This is a genomic window from Corynebacterium sp. HMSC072A02 (genome assembly GCF_001810085.1).
GTDB lineage: Bacteria > Actinomycetota > Actinomycetes > Mycobacteriales > Mycobacteriaceae > Corynebacterium > Corynebacterium hesseae.
Genome location: NZ_KV799854.1, coordinates 30,318 through 31,164, shown reverse-complemented (window position 1 = coordinate 31,164; position 847 = coordinate 30,318). Strand labels below are relative to the sequence as shown.

Sequence of the window (847 nt, the reverse complement as noted above, 5' to 3'; positions counted from 1 at the left end):
TCATCATCATTGATCCCGTTGTGGTAGGCGCACAGGAAGGTCAGGTTCTTAATGTTGGTGTAGCCTCCCGCCTGCCAGGGCACCAAATGATGGACTTGGCAGTAATCAGCCGGCTTGTTACAGCCTGGTCTAGAACAGGTGTGGAATTCAGCATGCAGGGTAAGGCGTTGTTTGAAGTTTGCTCCACGCTCTAGCCGGAAGGTGTCGATGGGTCCTTCAATAGGGTGCACTATGGTGGCATAGCCTATTTCGGCAAACTTGTGGGTTAGGAATTCCGCCCCGGTCATGCGCCCACCATTAGTCAGGTTGAGCTCGATGTCATCACCCTCGCCGTTGATGATTTGGTCTAGCTCGTTGAGGGTGACGATGACTTGGGTGCGCACCGCAGGTTTGGAACCGGTGCCCTCTTTGAAGAAGATGTCGTTGGCGGCTTGAAGCAGGTCGGTGGTGTTGGTGGATTCGAGTACGCTGCGCATGTTGGCGATCGTGGTGGCATCGTCAGTTATGGAGAGTGTGTTGGGGCCTTGTGTGCGGTAGGTGATGCGCACGCCTGGTTTGGCTATGCGTTTGGAGCGTAGTTCTTTCAGTCGTGTGGCGGCGACGGTGGGGATGCGGTGTGCGGGTGTTCCTGCGAGTTTGATTCGCAGGTTCCAGGCGTCGAGGGTTTTCTTGACCTTTGCGGTGTAGGTTTCAATCAGCGCCAGGGTGCCTAGGCTGTGGCGTTGTTGAAGGGCTGCGGTACGGGCTTTGCGTTGTTTGCCGCTAAAGCGGGTGGGGCCGAAGTAAACCTGGTTAAGGTTTGCAAGCTCAGCGGCATCGGAAGCAGAAGCGCCGAGCGCGCGGAGCT

The 847-nt window shown here is 56.4% G+C and carries 1 protein-coding gene; it reads right to left on the bottom strand.

The genetic code is table 11. The features are described from left to right. On the bottom strand, positions 1 to 847 hold an 847-nt coding region (locus HMPREF2698_RS08235), incomplete at both ends, for an HNH endonuclease signature motif containing protein (protein ID WP_070563597.1).